The following is an 18606-nucleotide window of genomic DNA, read 5'->3' on the forward strand; positions in this document are numbered from 1 at the left end:
AATCAAGTCAGCGCCCCGGCCACCCGTACAGGCACTCCGCCCGCAGGCGCCCGCTCGCAGGCCACCGCCTATAGGCTCGGCCCATGGGCAGCACTCCGCACACCCCACCCCTGCCGGCCCCGGTCACCTCCGCCGGACGGGAGGGCCTCGCCGCGCTCCTCGACCGGCCCGACCGCGCCGTCATCGCACTCGATTTCGACGGCACGCTCGCCGACATCGTCCCGGACCCCGAACAGGCCCGCGCCCACCACGGCGCCGTCGAGGCACTGGCCGCGCTGGCCCCCAAGGTCGCGTCGATCGCCGTGATCACCGGCCGCCCGGCCGGCGTGGCGGTCCGCTACGGCGGCTTCGCCGGGGTCACCGGACTGGACCGGCTCGTCGTCCTCGGCCACTACGGTGCCGAACGCTGGGACGCCGTCTCCGGCACCGTCCACGCCCCCGCCCCGCACCCCGGCGTCGCCGCGGTCCGGGCCGAACTTCCCGGCGTACTCGACCGGTTCGACTCCTGGCACGGCACCTGGACAGAGGAGAAGGGCCAGGCGCTCGCCGTCCACACCCGCCGCGCCGCCGACCCGCAGGCCGCCTTCGAGGCCCTGCGCGGCCCCCTGGGCGAGCTCGCCGCCCGCCACGGCCTGATCGTCGAACCGGGGCGCCTGGTCCTGGAGTTGCGCCCTCCGGGCATGGACAAGGGCGTGGCCCTCACCGAGTACGTACGCGAGAACGGCGCCGGGTCCGTGCTCTACGCGGGCGACGACCTGGGCGACCTGGCCGCGTACGCCGCCGTGGAGAAGCTCCGCACCGAGGGCCCGGACGGCATCCCGGGCCTGCTCGTCTGCAGCGGCACGGAAGTGCCGGAACTGGCGGAGCGCGCCGATCTGGCGCTGCCGGGCCCGGGGGCCGTCGTCGGGCTCCTGTCCGCCCTGGCCGAGCGCCTCTAGCGCCGGGGTCCGGGCGGCGGGGTCCGGACGGTCGGTCAGCCCTGGCCGAGGGCGTCCAGCTGGTCCAGGAACCACTGCTGCGGCGGCAGCGCGGTGGCCGCCGCGGCCAGCCGCTTCGTACGGGCAGCCCGCTCGTCGTCCGCCATCGTCAGCGCCTCGTGGAGGGCCGAGGCGGTGGCGGAGACGTCGTACGGGTTCACCGTGATCGCGTCGGCGCCCAGCTCCTCGTACGCCCCCGCCTCCCGCGACAGGACCAGCGCGCAGCCGTGGTCGGAGACGACCGGGACCTCCTTGGCGACCAGGTTCATCCCGTCCCGGATCGGGTTGACGAGTGCGACGTCGGCCAGCCGGTACGCCGCCAGCGAGCGGGCGAAGTCGTCCTTCACGTGGAGGACGACCGGGGTCCAGTCGGCCGTCCCGTACGCCTCGTTGACGGAGTCGGCGACGCGCTGCACCTCGGCCGTGTACTCCCGGTAGACCGCCAGGTCCTGCCGTGAGGGGTAGGCGAACGCGATGTGGACGACGCGCCCGCGCCACTCGGGCCGCTCGTCGAGCAGGGCGCGGTAGGCGAGCATCCCGCGGACGATGTTCTTGGACAGTTCCGTACGGTCCACCCGCACGATCGTCTTCCGGCCGGGGCCGACCTGCTCCCGCAGCGCCGCCATCCGCTCGTCCACGTCCGCCTCATGGGCGCGGCGGCGCAGGAAGTCCGCGTCGGCGCCCAGGCCGTGCACCCCGATCCGGGTGTGCCCGGTGCCGCCGAGGATCTCCGCACAGCAGCCGATGAACGCGTCCGCCCAGCGGCGGGTCAGGAACGCCGCCCGGTCCGCGCCGAGGATGCCGCGCAGCAGCTGCTCGGCGATGTCGTCGGGCAGCAGCCGGAAGTAGTCGACGGGCGCCCACGGGGTGTGCGAGAAGTGGCCGATCCGCAGGTCGGGCCGGAGCTCGCGGAGCATCCCGGGCACCAGCGCCAGGTGGTAGTCCTGCACGAGGACCGCCGCGCCCTCGCCCGCCTCCTCGGCGAGCGCTTCGGCGAAGGCCCGGTTGTACGTCTCGAAGGAGGCCCACTGCCGCCGGAACTCGGCGTCGAAGACGGGCTCGACGGGGGTCTGGTAGAGCAGGTGGTGGACGAACCAGAGCACCGAGTTGGCGATGCCGTTGTACGCGTCGGCGTGCACTCCCGCGTCGATGTCGAGCATCCGGACACCCGGTTCGCCGACCCCGCGCCGCACCGCCTCCCGGTCACCGTCCCCGAGGGCGGCGCAGACCCACATCTTGTCGTCCACGGCGCTCAGGCCGGAGACGAGACCGCCCCCGCCGCGCTTGGCGTCGAGGGTGCCGTCCTCGCGCAGCGCGTACGAGACCGGGCCGCGGTTGGACGCGACGAGTACCTGGGCAGCGGGCTGAGGGGCGTGCTCGGAGACCATGGGCGAAATCTAGCCCGATCATGAACCGCCCAAACGTGCGAAAGCAGGCCACGTCACGCCGCGCGGCGTGAAACGTGCCCCTCGATTCACGCCGCGCGGCGTGAGACGTACTCCTCGATCTCGCGCATCGGCGGCCGTTCCTCGGTGTCCACCGGGTAGGTGTGCGGCACGAACCCGTGCTCGCCGCGCTCGAACTGGGTCAGCGACGGGCGGACCAGATGCCCCCGGGACAGCCGGAGTTGAGCGGTCCGGTAGATGGCGGCCGCCATCCGGCCGAGCGCCTGGCCGTCCTGGTGGCGGTGCTTCCTGACGCCGACGTCGACCTGGGCGAGGGCGTCCAGGCCGACCGTGTGCAGGGCGTCGACGAGCAGGCCCAGCTCCACTCCGTAACCGACCGGAAACGGCAGCCGCTCCAGCAGCGAGCGGCGCACGGCGTACTCGCCGCCCAGCGGCTGGACGAACCCGGCCAGCTGGGGCCAGTGCAGATTGAGCAGCGGGCGTGCCACCATTTCGGTGACCCGGCCGCCCTGACCGGTGGTGTCGCCGAACGGGCGGTCGTACATGGCCTTGACGAACTGCACCGAGGGTTCGGTCAGCAGCGGGCCGACGATGCCGGAGACGAAGTCCGCCGAGAAGTCCTTCAGGTCCGCGTCGATGAAGCAGACGATGTCGCCGCCGGTCACCAGGAGTGACCGCCACAGCACCTCGCCCTTGCCGGGGACGGCCGGAACGCGGGGCAGGATCGCGTCGCGGTGGACGACGCGGGCGCCGGCCCGGCGGGCGACCGCGGTGGTGGCGTCCGTCGAACCGGAATCGATCACCACGAGCTCGTCGACCAGCCGGACCTTCTCCATGAGCTCGCGCCGGATCGTCGTGACGATGTCCCCGACCGTCTCCGCCTCGTTCAGCGCCGGCAGCACCACGCTCACCGTCGGGCGGCCGTGCGCCTCGTTCCTGGCGTCGAGCAGACGGTCCAGCGGACGGTCGGCGGCTGACCAGGAACGCCTGGTCAGCCAGCGTTCGACCTCTTCCAGCACGGTCGATACTCCCTGTATGTGATCCATCTCGCGGTACGGACGACTATCTCAACAGTCCAGTGCTTCGGTTACAGTCTTGAACAACGCAGATGGCCGTCGCATGCCGGGGTCCGTCCGCCGATAAACGCCTGGATCCATGGTCCAGTGCCACAGCGCTCATCCAGAGGGACAGAGGGAACGGCCCGTTGAAGTCCCGGCAACCCTCCCGCCGACCGCGAGGTCAGGTGGGGAAGGTGCCAATTCCGTCTCGTGACGAAATGCGTCGCGAGGAAGATGAGGAGAAAGGGCCTCGCCATCATGGCTATCGAGACTGTTGCAGCACCCACCGAAACTTCCGTGGACCTCGGTCCCGCCGCGGCGCTTTCCTGCCGCGAATGCGGAGAGCGATTCGCACTCGGCCCCCTTTTCGCCTGCGCGTCCTGTTTCGGGCCGCTCGAAGTGGCGTACGACCTGCCGAGCGGCTCTCCCGACGAGCTGAAGAAGCGCATCGAGGCCGGGCCCAACAACATCTGGCGCTACGCGCCGCTGCTGCCGGTCCCCTCCGATGTCGCCGACAAGCCCAACATCAACCCGGGCTTCACCAAGCTGGTCAAGGCCGACAACCTCGCCCGTGAACTGGGCGTCACCGGCGGTCTGTACGTCAAGGACGACTCCGGCAACCCGACGCACTCCTTCAAGGACCGCGTCGTCGCGATCGCCGTCGAGGCCGCCCGCGCCTTCGGATTCACCACCCTGTCCTGCTCCTCCACCGGCAACCTCGCGGGGGCCGTCGGCGCCGCCGCCGCCCGGGCCGGCCTGCGCTCCTGCGTGTTCATCCCGCACGACCTGGAGCAGGGCAAGGTCGTCATGGCCGCGGTGTACGGCGGTGAGCTGGTCGGCATCGAGGGCAACTACGACGACGTCAACCGCTTCTGCTCCGAGCTCATCGGCGACCCGCTCGGCGAGGGCTGGGGCTTCGTCAACGTCAACCTGCGCCCGTACTACGGCGAAGGCTCCAAGACGCTGGCCTACGAGATCTGCGAGCAGCTCGGCTGGCAGCTGCCCGACCAGATCGTCATCCCGATCGCGTCCGGCTCGCAGCTCACGAAGATCGACAAGGGTCTCCAGGAGCTGATCAAGCTCGGCCTGGTCGAGGACAAGCCGTACAAGATCTTCGGAGCCCAGGCCGAGGGCTGCTCCCCGGTCTCCGCCGCCTTCAAGGCCGGGCACGACGTCGTACGGCCGCAGAAGCCGAACACGATCGCCAAGTCCCTGGCGATCGGCAACCCGGCCGACGGCCCGTACGTCCTGGACATCGCCCGCCGCACCGGTGGCGCCGTCGAGGACGTCAACGACGAGCAGGTCGTCGACGCGATCAAGCTGCTGGCCCGCACCGAGGGCATCTTCGCCGAGACGGCGGGCGGGGTGACGGTCGGCGTGACGAAGAAGCTGATCGACGCCGGTCTGCTGGACCCGTCGCTCACCACCGTCGTCCTGAACACCGGTGACGGCCTCAAGACGCTGGACGCGGTGGCCGCCACCTCGCAGGTGAGCGCCACGATCCGCCCGAGCCTGGACGCCTTCCGCGCCGCGGGCCTCGCCGCGACCAGCTGAGAAGCTTCCGACCACCCGAGACTTCAGGAAGGGCACCCACCATGAGCGTCAAGGTCCGTATCCCCACCATCCTCCGCACCTACACGGGCGGTCAGGCCGAGGTCCCGGCAGAGGGCGAGACCCTCTCCCAGGTCATCGAGTCCCTGGAGAAGGACCACCCGGGCATCGCCGCCCGCGTCCTGGACGACCAGGGCAAGCTGCGCCGCTTCGTGAACGTGTACGTCAACGACGACGACGTGCGCTTCGAGGGCGGCCTGGACGCGGTCACCCCGGACGGCGCCGGCATCTCCATCATCCCGGCCGTCGCCGGCGGCTGCTGAGCCACGGCCCGGGCCCTTCGAGGCCGCCGGGCCGACTTCACAGCGTGACCACGATTGCCCCCTCCGCAAGAGAAGCGGAGGGGGCAATTCTGCATGGTTGAGCGGGGTACAGTGAGGGAAGTCCCCTCCGCTGCCCGTGCCCCCCGCATATGAGAATGCGCCTGGCCACGACAAGATGCAGCCAAAGTACGTGAGCCCCTTGCGCCATAAGTCGCCTTTGCCTGGCCTGACTTGCCCTGGAATCTCATGAATCCCTCACATTCGGGCGATCGGTGCTGCCCAGAATTCTCGTCCGATTGACCTGTTGCAGAGGGCAGTTGGGCAGATACATTCGGCCGCGGTCGACGCGTTCCGGCGCACACACCCTCTCCTGTCGGAGGGTGAGTTCTGACCCGGGCCCGCGAAGTGCGGTCCCGTGCAAGGGCCAGTAATAGGGGAGTTAGGCATGGCTCAGGGCACCGTCAAGTGGTTCAACGCGGAGAAGGGGTACGGCTTCATCGCGGTCGACGGTGGTGCGGATGTTTTCGTCCACTACAGCGCGATCCAGATGGACGGGTACCGCACCCTCGAAGAGGGTCAGCGAGTTGAATTCGAGATCTCGCAGGGCCAGAAGGGGCCCCAGGCGGACATGGTCAAGCTCGCCGTCGGCTGAGCCCGCCGGTCGCGGAACAGTCGGCCGACGACACTACTCACGCACGGAGGGCCCGTACCCGGGAGGTACGGGCCCTCCGCGCGTCCCGGGCCCGCTGCCACGGAATCTTCTGCGCGCGCCCCGGCCCGCCGCGGCGAGGAGCGCCTGCGCACGTCCCGGGCCCGCTTCCGTCGTGCCCCCTGGCTGTCCGCACTCCGAGGGGGACGCTCGCGCCCACCCGTCGCCCGGCCGTCACCCTCAGGGAGTCTCAGGCGCTTGCACTCTCGGGGGTCGAGTGCTAATTATTGGCTTAGCACTCTCTGGGTGAGAGTGACAGAAACTTGGACCGGGCCGGTGAGGCCCGCAGGCCTCCGGGGCAAGGAACCGGCGGCACGCAGGCCGTCCGTCGCGGGCGCCACTCGGTCCGGAGAAATCCACCCCTGTCCGGGAGGACCACTTCATATGGCCAAGATCATCGCCTTCGACGAGGAGGCCCGGCGCGGTCTTGAGCGCGGCATGAACCAGCTCGCCGACGCCGTCAAGGTCACCCTCGGCCCCAAGGGCCGCAACGTCGTCCTTGAGAAGAAGTGGGGCGCCCCCACGATCACCAACGATGGTGTTTCCATCGCCAAGGAGATCGAGCTGGAGGACCCGTACGAGAAGATCGGTGCGGAGCTGGTCAAGGAGGTCGCCAAGAAGACGGACGACGTCGCCGGCGACGGTACGACCACCGCCACCGTTCTCGCTCAGGCACTCGTCCGCGAGGGCCTTCGCAACGTGGCCGCGGGTGCGAACCCGATGGCTCTCAAGCGGGGCATCGAGAAGGCCGTCGAGGCCGTCTCCGCCGCCCTCCTGGAGCAGGCCAAGGACGTGGAGACCAAGGAGCAGATCGCTTCGACGGCCTCCATCTCCGCCGCCGACACCCAGATCGGCGAGCTCATCGCCGAGGCCATGGACAAGGTCGGCAAGGAAGGCGTCATCACCGTCGAGGAGTCCCAGACCTTCGGTCTGGAGCTCGAGCTCACGGAGGGTATGCGCTTCGACAAGGGCTACATCTCGGCGTACTTCGCCACGGACATGGAGCGCATGGAGTCGTCCCTGGACGACCCGTACATCCTGATCGTGAACTCGAAGATCAGCAACGTGAAGGACCTCCTTCCGCTGCTCGAGAAGGTCATGCAGTCGGGCAAGCCGCTGCTGATCATCGCCGAGGACGTCGAGGGCGAGGCCCTGTCGACCCTGGTCGTCAACAAGATCCGTGGCACCTTCAAGTCCGTCGCCGTCAAGGCTCCGGGCTTCGGTGACCGCCGCAAGGCCATGCTCGGCGACATCGCCATCCTCACCGGTGGCACCGTCATCTCCGAGGAGGTCGGCCTCAAGCTGGAGAACGCCGGTCTCGACCTGCTCGGCCGCGCCCGCAAGGTCGTCATCACCAAGGACGAGACGACGATCGTCGACGGCGCCGGTGACAGCGACCAGGTTCAGGGTCGCGTCAACCAGATCCGTGCCGAGATCGAGAACTCCGACTCGGACTACGACCGCGAGAAGCTCCAGGAGCGCCTCGCGAAGCTGGCCGGCGGCGTGGCCGTCATCAAGGCCGGTGCCGCGACCGAGGTCGAGCTCAAGGAGCGCAAGCACCGCATCGAGGACGCGGTGCGCAACGCCAAGGCCGCCGTCGAGGAGGGCATCGTCGCCGGTGGTGGCGTGGCTCTGCTCCAGGCCTCGGCCGTCTTCGAGAAGCTCGAGCTCACGGGCGACGAGGCGACCGGCGCCAACGCCGTCAAGCTGGCGCTGGAGGCTCCGCTCAAGCAGATCGCCGTCAACGGTGGTCTCGAGGGTGGCGTCGTCGTCGAGAAGGTGCGCAACCTGCCGATCGGTCACGGCCTCAACGCCGCGACCGGCGAGTACGTCGACATGATCGCCGAGGGCATTCTCGACCCGGCGAAGGTCACGCGCTCCGCCCTGCAGAACGCCGCGTCCATCGCCGCGCTCTTCCTCACCACCGAGGCCGTCATCGCCGACAAGCCGGAGAAGGCCGCTGCCGGCGGCGCTCCGGGCGGCATGCCCGGCGGTGACATGGACTTCTGATCCTGACGGATCGGTAGCTCCTGCACAGCTGTACACGACATCGGCCCCCGGGGATTCGTCCCCGGGGGCCGATGTCATGTCTGTCGCCGCCCGGCCGGGACGGTTCAGCGGCCCGTGGTTCCGTCGAGGAGTTCGCGCAGGATGTCGGCGTGGCCGGCGTGGCGTCCCGTTTCCTCGATCATGTGCGTGAGCGCCCACCGCAGGGACGGTCCTTTCGGCCGGGACGCCGGGCGGGCGACGGTGACGGTCAGGTCGGAGGCGGCACGGACGACCGTGTTCGCCCGGGCGGCCGCGTCGCGGTAGGCGGCCAGGACGTCGTCGACCGTGTCGCCGGGAGCCGCGGCGAAGGTGGCCTGCCAGTCGGTGACCTGCTCGCCGAGGAACAGCGAACGCTCCACGTGTGCAAGGTGGTTGACCAGACCCAGCAGGTTGGTGCCCGACGGGACACCGGGCGTGCGGACCTGCGGCTCCGGCACGCCCTCGATCTTGGCCGCCATGCAGGCGCGCAGGTAGTCGAGGGAGCCGAGCAGTACGTCCTTCTCCGAGGGGCCTGTGCTCGGCGGCGGCAGGTCACGGCGGCGGGTGGGACTCATGGAAGTGCCCTTCTGCGGGAAGGTCTGAGCAGGTGGGTAGGTGGGTGAGACAGGTCGTCGCGCTGCTCAGCCGGTGGTCCGGCGGATCAGCAGGACGTGGTCGATGACCTCGGCGGTTCGGCCGTCCGGCCCGGAGGCGATCCGTCGTGGCGAGGCCGCCCTTTCGACCGACCAGTGGTCCGGGTCCAGGGCGAGGCCGGCGGCGATCTCGTGCGGTGTGGGGTGCGTGGCGTCGTGGTCCTGGTTCCACGACCACGGGGCGATCGATCCGTGGTCGACGATCAGCAGCCGTCCGCCCGGTTCCAGCGCCCGCGCCGCCGCCCGCAGCACCTGTGTGCGCGGCAGGTCGAACGGCGACTGGAGGTACAGGGCGATCACCAGGTCGAAGCGGCCTTCGGGAAAGCCGACGGCCAGGTCGTGCCGCTCGGCACGGACGAGGTCACCGAGCCCGCGTTCCCGGGCCGCGTCGGCGACCCGTGCCGTGGCTGTGCCGGAGACGTCGACGGCGGTCACGCGCCAGCCCGCACCGGCCAGCCAGAGAGTGTCACCACCGGCTCCGCAGCCCAGATCGAGCGCGGTAGCCGGGGCGAGCGGGGAGGCGATCTCCACCAGCAGGGGATTCACCCGGCGCCCGGCGGGCACCTCACGGGAGCTGTAGTGCGCCTCCCAGAAGCGGCCCGCATCGGAGTGGCCTTCGGAAATGGTCTTCTCGGTCATGGACGGTGCTCCTCGACGGACGGTGCTCCTCATCGGAGGCGGTGGGACGAGACTGCCCGGGCACCGGCCGGAATTGCACGAGAACTTGCCGTATCGGCATGATGCCGACCATGGACGACGACCGGCGCGACCCGGACCACTCGGACGATCTGGAGGGCGTGCTCGACGCCGTCGGCCCGAGACTGCGCGCGCTGCGTCGGCAGCGCCGGATCACCCTGGCCGAGCTGGCCGCGACCACGGGCATCTCGGAGAGCACGCTCTCCCGGCTGGAGGGCGGCCGGCGCCGCGCCAACCTGGAGCTGCTCCTCCCCCTGGCCCGCGCCTACGGCGTCCCGCTGGACGACCTCGTGGGCGCGCCGCCCACCGGTGACCCCCGGGTCCACCTCAAGCCGCTTCACCGGCACGGCATGACGTTCATTCCGCTGTCCCGCAGGCCGGGCGGGATGCAGGCGTTCAAGATGCTCATCCCCGGCCGGGGCACCCCGGCCGAAGCGACGCCGCAGACGCACGAGGGGTTCGAGTGGCTGTACGTCCTCAACGGGCGGCTGCGGCTGGTCCTCGGCGATCAGGACCTCGTGCTGCCACCCGGCGAGGCCGCGGAGTTCGACACCGCGCTTCCGCACTTCCTGGGCAGCGCCGACGGGAGAGCCGTCGAGCTGCTGATCCTCTTCGGCCGGCAGGGGGAACGCGCGCACATCAGGGCACGCACCACCTGAGCCCGGTGCCGGTGCCGGTCGCGGTCCCGGTGCCGGTCGCCGTCGCGGTGCCGGTCGCGGTCCCGGTCGCGGTGGGTGGGTTCCTGTCCCGGGCCTTCGGACCGCTCAATGCGGGCAGCAGGAGGCGAACCGGCACCGCCGGCGCATCGCGACTACGAGGCGGGACCGCCCGGTCAGCCCGCGTCGAGGCCGTCGACCAGGCGGTTCAGGAAGCGGGCGAACGTGGCGTCGGGGGTGACGGGGCGTCCGGCGGAGGCGAGGGCCTCGGCCAGTTCCGGGTGACGGCCGTCCGCGGCGACGGCGGTGAGGTAGAGCACCTCGGCCTCGGCCCGGTCCGGCGACAGGGCGGCCTCGGCCTGTGCCACCTCATGGGCCACATGCCCGGCCACGAAGGCGGTGAGCTGGGCGAAGACCTCCAGCCGGGCACCGCCGTCGAGGCCGCTGGGGCGCAGGGCGGCCAGGGCGTGTTCCAGGAACGCGAGGGTGCGGGGGCCGAGGGTCCGGCGGGCGGGGACCGCGGTGGCCAGCCAGGGGTGGCGGAGCATGTGGTCGCGCTGGAGGTGCCCGATGGCCTTGAGATCGGCCCGCCAGTCGCCGGTGAGCGGCGGGGGCGCGGACGGTTCACGGGGGAGTGTCCCGGCCCCGGACGGTTCGCCGTCGAGCGTCTCGGCCTCGGACGGTTCGCCGTCGAGCGGCCCGGCCCCGGACAGTTCGCCGTTGACGTGGTCGATCATCAGGTCCAGCAGCGTCTCCTTGTCGGGGGCGTAGCTGTAGAGCGACATGACGCCGGCGCCCACCTCCGCGGCGACCCGGCGCATCGTGACCGCGTCGATTCCCTCGGCGTCGGCCAGGGCGACGGCCGCCACGGTGATGGCCTCGCGGCTGAAGGCGGGCCTGCGCCCCCGGCGGGGCCGGTCCGGGGCCGGGGTCAGCCAGAGTTCTCGGGGGTCGACACCGGCGGTGCCGGACCCTTCGGCACGGGTCACGATCCTGCTGTTCCCTTCCTCACCGATGCGGCCTCAATGCTGCGGCTCCTGTCTCGTTCATCCAAGCATCGTCTATTCTCGTACACAGTACGAGAATGAATGGAGCGACGGAGGCGAACGATGACATCACCCATGTACGACGCCCGGCCGAGGCCTGCCTGGACACCGTCGGCCGCGAAGCCGCCGCTGTCCGCGCGCATGATGCGCGCCACCTGGCGAGGGCTCCCGCCGAAGCGGCACCGGATCGGCTGGGAGCCGGGCCTCGCCGTCCCCGCCGCCGACGGCAGCCCGCTGATCACGGACCACTACTTCCCCCGCGACCAGGGCGACTTCCCCACCCTCCTCGTGCGCTCGCCCTACGGGCGGGGCGTGCCCTGGTCCCCGCAGTACGGGATGCTCTTCGCCGAACAGGGCTTCCATGTGATCCTGCAGAGCTGCCGCGGCACGGGCGGCTCCGGAGGCACGTTCGACCTATGGCGCAACGAGGCCGCCGACGGCCGAGCCGCGGTGAACTGGCTGCGCGAACAGCCCTGGTTCAACGGAACCCTGGGCACGGTCGGACCCAGCTACCTCGGCTACGTCCAGTGGGCGCTGGCCCTGGACCCGCCGCCCGAGCTGAAGGCCATGGTGGTCCAGGTCGGCCTGCACGACCCGTACTCCCTCTTCCACACGGACGGCGCGCTGAAGCTGGAGAACGCGCTCCTCGTCGGCGCCGGAATGACGTACCAGCACCGCGGCATGGGGCCGTTCGTCAAGGCGACCCTGCGGCTGAAGCGCCACCTGAAGGACATCGTCGACGCCCGCCCGCTCAGGGGCGCCCACACGGCCGCACTCGGGCAGGAGGTGCCCTGGCTGGATGACGTGATGACACACCCGGACGCGGATGACCCGTACTGGCAGGGAGCATCGGCGGCCGAGGCCGCCGACCGCCCCGGCATCCCCACCGCCCTGATCACCGGCTGGCACGACGCCCTCGTCGACCAGACCTTCGCGCAGTACGCCCGGCTGCGCGCGGCGGGCGCCGAGGCCACCCTGCTCGCCGGCCCCTGGACCCACGCCTCCGCCCTGCAGCAGGGCTGGCCCGACGTGTTCGCCGAAAGCCTGGCCTGGCTCCGCGCCCACCTGTGCGACGACCCCTCGGACCTGCGCCCCACCCCCGTACGCGTCCACACGGGCGGCGCGGACGCGGCGTGGCAGGACCTCGACACCTGGCCGCTCGACCCCGCCACCACCTCCTGGTTCCCAACCTCCGACGGCCACCTCACCCGGCAGCCGCCCACGGACACCGCCGCCCTGGCCGCGTTCCGCCACGACCCCGCCGACCCCACCCCCTCCGTCGGCGGCCCGCTGCTCTCCCTCCCGGCCGGCGCCCGGGACAACGGCACGCTGGAGTCCCGCGACGACGTCCTCACGTTCACGGGCCCGGTCCTGACCGAACCCGTCACGGTGCTGGGCGCGGTCTCCGCGAGGATCTCCGCATCCACGGACACCGGCCACGGGGACGTCTTCACCCGCCTGTGCGACGTGGACGCGGCGGGCCGCTCCACCAATGTGTGCGACGGCTTCGCCCAGTTGCGTACGCCGGGCGAGGACCCGGCCCACGTCACGGTCCCGATGGGCTCCACGGCGTACCGCTTCGCCGCCGGCCACCGCCTGCGCTGGCAGATCAGCGCGGGTGCGCACCCGCGCTATGCGCGGAACCCGGGCACGGGCGAACCCCGGTTGGAGGCACGGGAGTTCGTACCGGTGCGGGTCACGGTCCACGCGGACTCCGCGCTGCTGCTTCCGCAGGGTGGGGGCTGAACGGGGGCGCGGCGTTCCGGGGCGCCCCCGTCGCACGCGTCCGTCAGAGCTGGTTGATCGGCCGCATGGCCAGGCCCTCGGTGCCGGCCCAGCCGTTCACCCGCGCCGCGTCGTCGTACGAGACGGTGTGGAGACCGTCGGGCAGGTCGAAGGCGAGCTTCCCGTTGAGCTCGGTGCCCTCGCCGGCGACCAGGGTGGCGGTGAACCGGGCGGACTGGTCGTACTCCGCCTCGCCTCCCTCGTCGTTGCCGAAGATGTACAACCCGGCGTACGCCTTCCCGCCTGCCTCGACGACGAGGGGCTCGGTGTCCGGCTCTTCGAGCGTCTCGACGATCGACGCGTCGTCGCCCGTTCCGAGCCGCACCGTCGGCGCCTCGTTGAGGACACACGGCGACGCGCTGCCGTTGGTGACGGTCAGCAGGAAGTGGCGGGGCGTCTCCCCGGCCGCGTCCTGGAGCTCGACCGCGGTTGTGAGGTCGGTGACCTGGCAGTCCTGGTGATCGGTGCCGTTGCCACCGCTGGTCTCGCCGCTGTCGCCGGTCGCCTCGTCACCGGCGCTGCTGCCGGACCCGGTCCCGGAGTCGCTGGACGACTCGGTGCTCTTCGCCGGGCTCTTCCCCGCAGAGGCGGAGCCCGCCTGGCCGGCGGCGTTGTCGTCACCCCCGGACGGCTGGCAGGCGGTGGCCGCCAGCAGGGCAGCGACCACTCCCGCCCCCAGGAGGGTGCTGCGCAGGGCCTGACGTACCGAACCGACTCCGACTGTCTTCGCGTTCATGCTGCATCCCGATTCCCCCGAGACCGGCCCGCGGACCGGCCCTGTGTACAAGCGACACAGTCGAGTGTGACCGAGACCGAACCAGTAACTCACCTACCGTCAGGGGTTGTTACCGCCCGCGTATGAACCACCGACCGCGGCGTGACGATGTCCGGAGCGAGCCCGCGCGCACCACCGTCCGCTCAGTCAAGGCAGAACTCGTTGCCCTCGATGTCCTGCATCAGCTGGCACGACTCGTTCTCCTCGTCGGCGAGCAGCAGCTTCCCGCGTACGGCCCCGAGCGGGATCAGCCGTGCGCACTCGGCCTCGAGCGCGGCGAGCCGCTCCTCACCCACGAGCCCGGTACCGGCCCGCACGTCGACATGCACCCGGTTCTTGACGACCTTGCCCTCGGGAACGCGCTGGAAGTACATGCGGGGGCCGGCCCCGGTGGGATCGGAACAGGAGAACCCCGAAAGCGGCAGATCCTCGGCCGGCAGGGAGCTCTTGTAGGCCTCCCAGCTGTCGAACCCCTCCGGCGGCTCCGGCACGACGTACCCCAGCACCTCGCACCAGAACCGGGCGACGCGCTCGGGGTCGGCGCAGTCGAAGGTGATCTGGACCTGCTTGATCTTCGTCATCGGGCCAAGATAGTTGGTGGCGCGTTCGGCGCAACGGGATATTCGGGGCGCCACCCGCCCCGGGCCGGGAGCCGCCTGCGGAATAGATCGCGACTGCTCTGCTGGTCAACCGAGTTTGATCAACTGGGCTTCGACAACAGGGGCCGGGACGGCAAAGTTCGCGGGGGGCTTCGCGGCTCCGACCGGAGAGGAACTGAAGATGCCGATGGTGGAGTCCTTGCGGACCACGATCACTTGCGCGGGTTCCTTCGTTCCGCCGGTTTCCACGGTCATGTTGAACGCCATCGCCTGATCCGTCCCAGGGGGCGCCAGTGCCCGGCTCACCTTGGTGACGTGGCGCTTCTGACCGCGAACCGTCAGGTCGAAGCCACCCGGGCAGGCGTCGGCGGCCGTGCTGAGGTCGGTCAGAATACCGACGGCCCTGCTGTCCGTGTAAGAGGCGAGTGCCACGGTGGTCTCCGACTCCTTGCCCAGTGCGCGGCGCACGGTCGTGGATGCCGGGCTGCCTGGGGCGGCACCCGCAAGCACGTAGGCAAGTGCGCGGCAGACCTCGTCCGCAACCACGTCGCTCGGGTGCACCTGCGCCGCATCGTCGAGTACCCCTATCGAGTACCCGGCGGCGTCGCCTGAAGCCAGCGAGAGGTGGTCGAGGCCGCCGGACGGTATGGCTGAGGCACTTGACTCCGGCTGGAGTTTCAAGCCGGGGCCGGATTCACCTGCGCCGCCGCCTCCGGCGACACTGCACCCAGTGATCCCCAGCAGGATGACGGTCAGGACTCCGATATTCCTGCGTGCCTTCTCGGACTGCCCCATCTGGTTGCCCCCAGCTCATCTCTGTTCGTTCTGCTACGCCTCTGCGCTGTGGCCGGGCCGCGCCATTCCTGAGGCGGCCCGGCATGCCCGTCAGCCGAGGATGCGCAGGGTCATCCAGCCGGCCTCTCCGGCGAGGAAGCGTGTGCCGTGCGTAGCTTTGCCACCCGGGTAGAAGTAGAGCTTTCCGTCGTCCTCCACACCCCAGATGTCAGGGATGCCGTCCCCTGTCGCGTCAGGTGTTCCCTTGATGAGGGGCATTTCGGCTCGGGACCATCCCCCGGTTCCGTACGTTTCGTCCTGGCCGGTGGCCGAAGTGGCACCCAGAGCGAGTGACGCGAGGTCGACGCCCCCGCCCGCAGCTGGCTTTCCCTGGCGCAGTGACAGGCCTCGCCCAGTGTTGTCTCCCCGCCAGAGGAGATCCGCGATGCCGTCTCCGCTGATGTCACCGACGCTGACGATGTTGCGCTCGTCCCATGAACCGACAGCCAGCTGGCGGGCTTCGGTGAACGTTGCTCCGGTGTAACCGGTGAATGCCCACAACTGGTCCCCGGCGAGGGCGAACATGTCAGGGAGGCCGTCGCCGGTGATGTCCGGGGTGGACACGATCTCCGTGAGCGTGGCCGGGGCCGGAGCATTCGACGGGAGGTCCACGGTCAGACGTTCGTTGATGTCGAAGCCGCCGTAGCCGTCGCCGGGATACGTGTAGAGGCGTCCGTCAGGCATGCGGGCCACAAGGTCGGTGAGACCGTCACCGGGGTACTGGTCTCCCATGTGCGTGATCAGTGCGTGAGCGCCGTCGCTTCCGACCCAGTAGCCGTCGGGCGCCGGATCGTCGCCGTCATGAGCCCCCAGGCTGTGGGTGGCTATGTCGCCCCGACTGTCGCCGGGGTAGGAACGCAGATCACCGAGGCTGTCGACGGCGAGCAGGTCCGGGTAGCTGTCTCCGGTGACGTCTCCGGGTGCGTCAGCAGTTGCACGTGGGGTGACGTAGTGCAGGTACTTACGCGGTGTGGGCGAGATGTTCAGGGCGGCGTCCACGGCCCAGACGAAGAGAACGTTCGGACCGGCGACTGGCGGAGCCAGGAGGACAGTGACTGCCGCGCCCGGACTGCTTGGCTTGATGACTACGGGATTCGAGGTCGTATTGAACTTGTACCGGTACTCAACAGTGTCGGCACTGCCCTGGAACGTGAACTCGCCCTTGGTACCAAGCTTGACGGTACTCCACTTGCTGTCCGTGCCGACAGGCTCAGGGAAGGAATCCGAGGACACTTCAGGGGACGCGGGTGCGGTGGAGTCGTAGACGAAGCCGCAGTCATCGGTTCCTGGCGGGGCGTAGGTCGAGGCCGCACCGGTGGAGTCGATGGCGCGCGGTCGCCAGAAGTATGTCTTTCCGTTGGCGAAGCTACTGGCCGTGCCGTCGCCGCCGTCCAAGGTGATACTTGCCTTGCCCTGCGAGTCAACGGTCCTGTTGCCGTCATAGATCTTGGTCGTCTTCCCGGACTCCCACACCTCGAAATCGATGTACTTGAGGTCACCGTCCGGATCGGACGACTGCGCGGCGAAGGTCAAGTCGCTCAATCCGACCGAGCTGTACGGGGATGTGAGGTCGCAGTCGACACCCGGAGTCATGCTCAGACCGGTCGGCTCCTTGGGCCGGCGGTTGTACTTGACGACCATTTTGGGCGCGGCAGTGGTCTCGGCCTTGAACTTCTTCCAGGAGTACGAAGACTCTTCGTTGGTGGCCTTCAGCCCGATGGTGATGTTGGTCCAGCCGCCATCGGCAGCGTCCTGTGCCAGGGCCTTGACTGCAGACATGTCGTAGGTGACGTAGGCATCCGGGCAGGATGATTTCCAGCCGTTGGCGAAGGACTTGCGGCCGAGCTCCTTCATCCATTGCGGTTGCTTGTTCCACGTCGTGGCTGACGAGATCGCTGCAGTCTGCCAGACCTGCATCTCGCGCTCCTCACACGACCAGGCGTATGTCTCCAGCAACTGGATGTAGGCCGAGCTGACGGCGGCACCCTTGAAGTTGGTCTTCCAGTTGAGATGGAAGAAGGACCGCGATAGCCCGTTCGTGGTGGATTCCCAGCCGACGCGGGCCTCGGTGGTGCCTGTGTTGTAGTTGGCGCCGTCATAGAAGCTGGAGTCAGGGTGCTTCTGGTAGGTCGTGGTCCAGTTCGCGGTTTGACCGGTGATCGAGGGGTCGATGAAGACGGGCCAGACCGTCTTCTCGTCAGTCAGGAGGGGCTTGTTCGGCGTCATTGTCAGCAGGGCGGAGGTGGTGCCCTGGCCGGCGAGCGCAGCGGTTCCCACGGCGGCATGTGTGCCGGGCTGAGGGCCTTCGAGCCCCGGCAGAGCGAATACGTCCTGCGGGCTGTAAGAACTGCCGGTGGTCGAGAAGCCGGCCAACCTCTTGAGGCTGCCGTCTCCACTGCCGCCGCTCAGGGCCGTGTTGTGCACCGCAGTCTGATCGTCCGGGCTCTCGGAGGGATCGACGGGGGAAGCCGGGGGTGCGACGGTGGAGGGGGCTGGGCTCTGTGAGGGTTCCGACGGCAACGGGTCGGGTGCCGCGTTGCCATCGGTGTCTCCGCCCTCCGGGTTGTCCGACACCGGTTCACCGGGTTCCTCGGAGTAGGTCGGAGCGGGATCGGCCGACGGAGCCGGGGGTTGCGGGTCGTCACCTTCGGTGACAGCGAGCTTGCCGGCCGAGTCCCACATGTACGGCGTCGGGGACACCGCTATCTCCTCACCCTTCGCATCCTTCGCGCTGACTGCGTGGGTGATCGGATCAAGGTGAAACGTCAAATCGGGAGAGGAGAACATGTAAGGGAGCTCAGCGAGTTGGCCGGAGGCTGCCGCTTCGGGACTGTGCACGACGAGGACGTGGCTGAAGCCGCTGTCCCGAGCGGTCAGCAGGAGGTCAACGCCGTCGAACACGTTGGTGTAAAGGGCGCTGGCGCCGTCGATGGTGGGGACGGGGAGCGGTCCGGGCCATCCGAGGGTGATGACGTGTCCGGCCGAGGTGAAGGTCACGAGGTCGCTGAACTCGGTGTCCTCGGCTCCCGCTGCTATTGCCCTGCCCGCCATGGGCAGGCGCGAGGCACGCGAGACGGAGTAGGAGGCCCGGTCGGCGGTGGAGGGTGCTCGTCCGGTTGTGTTGCCTGGGCTGCTGTTTGTCGGACGGGGGGCCCCTTGGGCTCCGTCGGAGAAGATCACGGGGTCGGCAGCCGCCTTCGGTGCCCAGCCGTCCTTGGTGCGGGTCAGCGTGGTGTCGATGGGCTTCCACGTATCGCCGACCTTGGCCCGTACCGGCACTGCGTGGGCGGTCAGTTCGAAATCGCCGTCGGGCAGAGCGTACGTAGTGGAAGTGGCGTCCCGCAGTGCGGTGACCTCCACCCGCTTGCCGGTGCGGACTGCTCGCTCCTGGGCGCTGCTCTCGTCGAGGAGTGCAGTGGCGTGGGCAGGCCGCGCTTGGCTCGGTGAAGGCCCGTCCTCCTGGCCGGGTACGAGAAGTGCGAACCCGAGAGCGGCCGCGATGAGCGCGGA

Annotated in this window: 16 protein-coding genes and 1 riboswitch; of the genes, 7 read left to right on the forward strand and 9 right to left on the reverse strand. The window is 69.8% G+C overall.

What is annotated here, in order from left to right; translation table 11 throughout:
* Positions 1-83: 83 nt before the first annotated feature.
* Complete coding sequence (gene otsB / locus OG446_RS20905) at positions 84-938, forward strand: trehalose-phosphatase (protein WP_328895476.1); 855 nt, start codon at positions 84-86, stop codon at positions 936-938.
* A 35-nt stretch (positions 939-973) separates the two neighbouring features.
* Here the strand turns inward: otsB and OG446_RS20910 are convergent, their stop codons facing one another.
* Both OG446_RS20910 and OG446_RS20915 read right to left on the reverse strand, forming a co-directional pair.
* Positions 974-2365, reverse strand: a complete 1392-nt coding sequence (locus OG446_RS20910; RefSeq protein ID WP_328895477.1) for an alpha,alpha-trehalose-phosphate synthase (UDP-forming) — start codon at positions 2363-2365, stop codon at positions 974-976.
* Positions 2366-2451: 86 nt separating this feature from the next.
* Positions 2452-3402 carry a glucosyl-3-phosphoglycerate synthase gene (locus OG446_RS20915; protein ID WP_328895478.1) on the reverse strand — a complete coding sequence of 317 codons (951 nt, stop codon included), beginning with the start codon at positions 3400-3402 and terminating at the stop codon, positions 2452-2454.
* Between the two features lie 153 nt (positions 3403-3555).
* Positions 3556-3682, forward strand: a riboswitch (SAM riboswitch).
* A 17-nt stretch (positions 3683-3699) separates the two neighbouring features.
* Between OG446_RS20915 and thrC the strand changes: the two genes are divergently transcribed.
* The 4 genes from thrC to groL all read left to right on the forward strand — a co-directional run bounded on the left by thrC (position 3700) and on the right by groL (position 8034).
* Positions 3700-4995: a threonine synthase gene (thrC, locus tag OG446_RS20920; protein WP_328895479.1), complete on the forward strand. Its 1296-nt coding sequence runs from the start codon at positions 3700-3702 to the stop codon at positions 4993-4995.
* 41 nt (positions 4996-5036) lie between these two features.
* A complete protein-coding gene (locus OG446_RS20925; RefSeq protein WP_328895480.1) occupies positions 5037-5315 on the forward strand; it encodes a MoaD/ThiS family protein in 279 nt (92 codons plus the stop codon).
* A gap of 445 nt (positions 5316-5760) precedes the next feature.
* On the forward strand, positions 5761-5967 hold the full coding sequence (locus tag OG446_RS20930; RefSeq protein WP_003967346.1) for a cold-shock protein: 207 nt from the start codon (positions 5761-5763) through the stop codon (positions 5965-5967).
* 441 nt (positions 5968-6408) lie between these two features.
* Positions 6409-8034, forward strand: coding sequence for a chaperonin GroEL (groL, locus tag OG446_RS20935; RefSeq protein ID WP_219573636.1), 1626 nt, complete (start codon positions 6409-6411; stop codon positions 8032-8034).
* Positions 8035-8138: 104 nt separating this feature from the next.
* Here groL and OG446_RS20940 read toward each other — a convergent pair whose 3' ends face one another.
* Positions 8139-8627, reverse strand: coding sequence for a DinB family protein (locus tag OG446_RS20940; RefSeq protein ID WP_328895481.1), 489 nt, complete (start codon positions 8625-8627; stop codon positions 8139-8141).
* 66 nt (positions 8628-8693) lie between these two features.
* Entirely contained in the window at positions 8694-9344 is a 651-nt protein-coding gene (locus OG446_RS20945) for a class I SAM-dependent methyltransferase (RefSeq protein WP_328895482.1), read from the reverse strand.
* A 110-nt stretch (positions 9345-9454) separates the two neighbouring features.
* Here OG446_RS20945 and OG446_RS20950 point away from each other — a divergent pair, with 110 nt between their 5' ends.
* On the forward strand, positions 9455-10060 hold the full coding sequence (locus tag OG446_RS20950; RefSeq protein ID WP_328895483.1) for a helix-turn-helix domain-containing protein: 606 nt from the start codon (positions 9455-9457) through the stop codon (positions 10058-10060).
* Between the two features lie 173 nt (positions 10061-10233).
* Here OG446_RS20950 and OG446_RS20955 read toward each other — a convergent pair whose 3' ends face one another.
* Positions 10234-11046 (reverse strand): TetR/AcrR family transcriptional regulator, encoded by an 813-nt coding sequence (locus tag OG446_RS20955; protein ID WP_328895484.1) that lies wholly within the window; start codon positions 11044-11046, stop codon positions 10234-10236.
* Positions 11047-11166: 120 nt separating this feature from the next.
* On the opposite strand from OG446_RS20955, the gene OG446_RS20960 reads away from it, so the two are divergent.
* Positions 11167-12849, forward strand: coding sequence for a CocE/NonD family hydrolase (locus OG446_RS20960; protein ID WP_328895485.1), 1683 nt, complete (start codon positions 11167-11169; stop codon positions 12847-12849).
* A 43-nt stretch (positions 12850-12892) separates the two neighbouring features.
* On the opposite strand, the gene OG446_RS20965 is transcribed toward OG446_RS20960, so the two are convergent.
* From OG446_RS20965 to OG446_RS20980, 4 genes are all read right to left on the reverse strand, one after another.
* Complete coding sequence (locus OG446_RS20965; RefSeq protein WP_328895486.1) at positions 12893-13624, reverse strand: DUF4232 domain-containing protein; 732 nt, start codon at positions 13622-13624, stop codon at positions 12893-12895.
* 182 nt (positions 13625-13806) lie between these two features.
* The gene (locus tag OG446_RS20970; RefSeq protein ID WP_328895487.1) at positions 13807-14244 is read right to left on the reverse strand and encodes a VOC family protein; all 438 of its coding nucleotides are present in this window, start codon (positions 14242-14244) and stop codon (positions 13807-13809) included.
* A gap of 105 nt (positions 14245-14349) precedes the next feature.
* On the reverse strand, positions 14350-15057 hold the full coding sequence (locus OG446_RS20975) for a hypothetical protein (protein ID WP_328895488.1): 708 nt from the start codon (positions 15055-15057) through the stop codon (positions 14350-14352).
* Positions 15058-15147: 90 nt separating this feature from the next.
* Positions 15148-18456 carry an FG-GAP-like repeat-containing protein gene (locus OG446_RS20980; protein ID WP_328895489.1) on the reverse strand — a complete coding sequence of 1103 codons (3309 nt, stop codon included), beginning with the start codon at positions 18454-18456 and terminating at the stop codon, positions 15148-15150.
* Positions 18457-18606: the final 150 nt, after the last annotated feature.

The organism is Streptomyces sp. NBC_00236, from assembly GCF_036195045.1.
Classification (GTDB): domain Bacteria; phylum Actinomycetota; class Actinomycetes; order Streptomycetales; family Streptomycetaceae; genus Streptomyces.